Genomic DNA, 2,266 nt, shown 5'->3' on the forward strand with positions numbered 1-2,266 from the left:
CGCGGGATCGGGCCGCACGCCGCAAGACCGGTCGAATGGGCCGGCGCGGGCGGTATAATCAACGTTTTTCCCGGTTGGCAGGCTTTTTTCAGGTAACCCGGAATTTTCCAGGCTACCCGGGCATGCCGCGGGTTACCCGGAAAATTCCCGGAAACCGTGAACAGGTCCGGCAACAGCGAACCTGCCAGTCCGCCGGGCCAGCACGACTTTCGATCCACATCCGCGCGCGAGCCGTCGCGCCGCTTAAAGCCTAGTCCGAACCACACCATGCACGAGAGATACGTACCCGCCGACGTCGAAGCCGCCGCCCAGGGCGACTGGCGCGCAGCCGATGCCTACAAGACGCAGGAAGATTCGCAGAAGCCGAAGTTCTACTGCGTGTCGATGCTGCCGTACCCGTCCGGCAAGCTGCACATGGGTCACGTGCGGAACTACACGATCAACGACGTGATGTACCGCTATCTGCGGATGAACGGCTACAACACGCTGATGCCGATGGGCTGGGACGCGTTCGGGATGCCGGCCGAGAACGCCGCGATGGCGAACGGCGTGCCGCCCGCGAAGTGGACGTACGACAACATCGACTACATGAAGGGCCAGATGCAGTCGATGGGCCTCGCGATCGACTGGTCGCGCGAAATCGCGACGTGCAAGCCCGACTACTACAAGTGGAACCAGTGGCTGTTCCTGAAGATGCTCGAGAAGGGTATCGCGTACAAGAAGACGGGCACCGTTAACTGGGATCCGGTCGACCAGACCGTGCTCGCGAACGAGCAGGTGATCGACGGCCGCGGCTGGCGTTCGGGCGCGCTCGTCGAGAAGCGCGAGATCCCGATGTACTACCTGCGCATCACGCAGTACGCGGATGAGCTGCTGAACGACCTCGACGGCCTCGGCTGGCCCGAGCGCGTGAAGATCATGCAGCAGAACTGGATCGGCAAGAGCTTCGGCGTGAACTTCGGCTTCCCGTACGAACTCGACGGCGAGCAGAAGCTGCTGCGCGTGTTCACGACGCGTGCCGACACGATCATGGGCGTCACGTTCTGCGCGATCGCGGCCGAGCATCCGCTCGCCACGCGCCTCGCACAGGACAAGCCCGAGCTGCTCGCGTTCATCGACGAATGCAAGCGCGGCGGTGTCGCCGAGGCCGATGTCGCGACGATGGAGAAGAAGGGCGTCGCGACGGGCTTCTCGGTCAAGCACCCGCTGACCGGCGAGCCGGTCGAGGTGTGGATCGGCAACTACGTGCTGATGAGCTATGGCGAAGGCGCGGTGATGGGCGTGCCGGGCCATGACGAGCGCGATTTCGCGTTCGCGAAGAAATACGACCTGCCGATCAAGCAGGTGATCTCGGCCGAAGGCCAGCAGTACTCGCTCGACGCATGGCAGGAGTGGTACGGCGACAAGGAAACCGCGGTCTGCGTGAACAGCGGCAAGTACGACGGCCTGCACTACGCGGAAGCCGTCGACGCGGTCGCGGCCGACCTGAACGCCGGCGGCTTCGGCGACAAGCAGGTCACGTGGCGCCTGCGCGACTGGGGCGTGTCGCGCCAGCGCTACTGGGGCACGCCGATCCCGATCATCCACTGCCCGTCGTGCGGCGACGTGCCGGTGCCCGAGCAGGATCTGCCCGTCGTGCTGCCGGAAGACCTCGTGCCGGACGGCTCGGGCAACCCGCTCGCGAAGTCGGAAGCGTTCCTGAACTGCGCGTGCCCGAAGTGCGGCGCGGCCGCCAAGCGCGAAACCGACACGATGGACACCTTCGTCGATTCGTCGTGGTACTTCTCGCGCTACACGGCGCCGGACGCCGAGACGATGGTCGACGCGCGCACCGACTACTGGATGCCGATGGATCAGTACATCGGCGGCATCGAGCACGCGATCCTGCACCTGCTGTATTCGCGCTTCTGGACCAAGGTGATGCGCGACCTCGGCCTTGTGAAGTTCGGCGAGCCGGCGAAGAACCTGCTCACGCAGGGGATGGTGCTGAACGAGACGTTCTACCGTGAAGACGCTTCCGGCAAGAAGACCTGGTACAACCCGCTCGACGTGACGGTCACGCACGACGACAAGGGCCGCCCGGTCGGCGCGACGCTGAACACGGACGGTCAGCCGGTCGTGCTCGGCGGCATCGAGAAGATGTCGAAGTCGAAGAACAACGGCGTCGATCCGCAGCTGTTGATCGACCAGTACGGCGCCGATACCGCGCGCCTGTTCACGATGTTCGCCGCGCCGCCCGAGCAGCAGCTCGAGTGGTCGGGGGCGG

Annotated in this window: 2 protein-coding genes; one reads left to right on the top strand and one right to left on the bottom strand. The window is 65.0% G+C overall.

Annotated features, from left to right (window positions below; all coding sequences use genetic code 11):
- The coding region (locus JYJ84_RS34635; protein WP_205190123.1) for a hypothetical protein at window positions 1-269 on the bottom strand (269 nt) is incomplete at its 3' end.
- Between JYJ84_RS34635 and leuS the strand changes: the two genes are divergently transcribed.
- Window positions 268-2,266, top strand: a 1,999-nt coding sequence (gene leuS, locus JYJ84_RS34640) for a leucine--tRNA ligase (RefSeq protein ID WP_205190124.1), incomplete at its 3' end; no start/stop codon positions are given. The two genes, JYJ84_RS34635 and leuS, sit on opposite strands and share 2 nt — an antisense overlap.

Source organism: Burkholderia sp. LMG 13014, assembly GCF_905232215.1.
GTDB lineage: Bacteria > Pseudomonadota > Gammaproteobacteria > Burkholderiales > Burkholderiaceae > Burkholderia.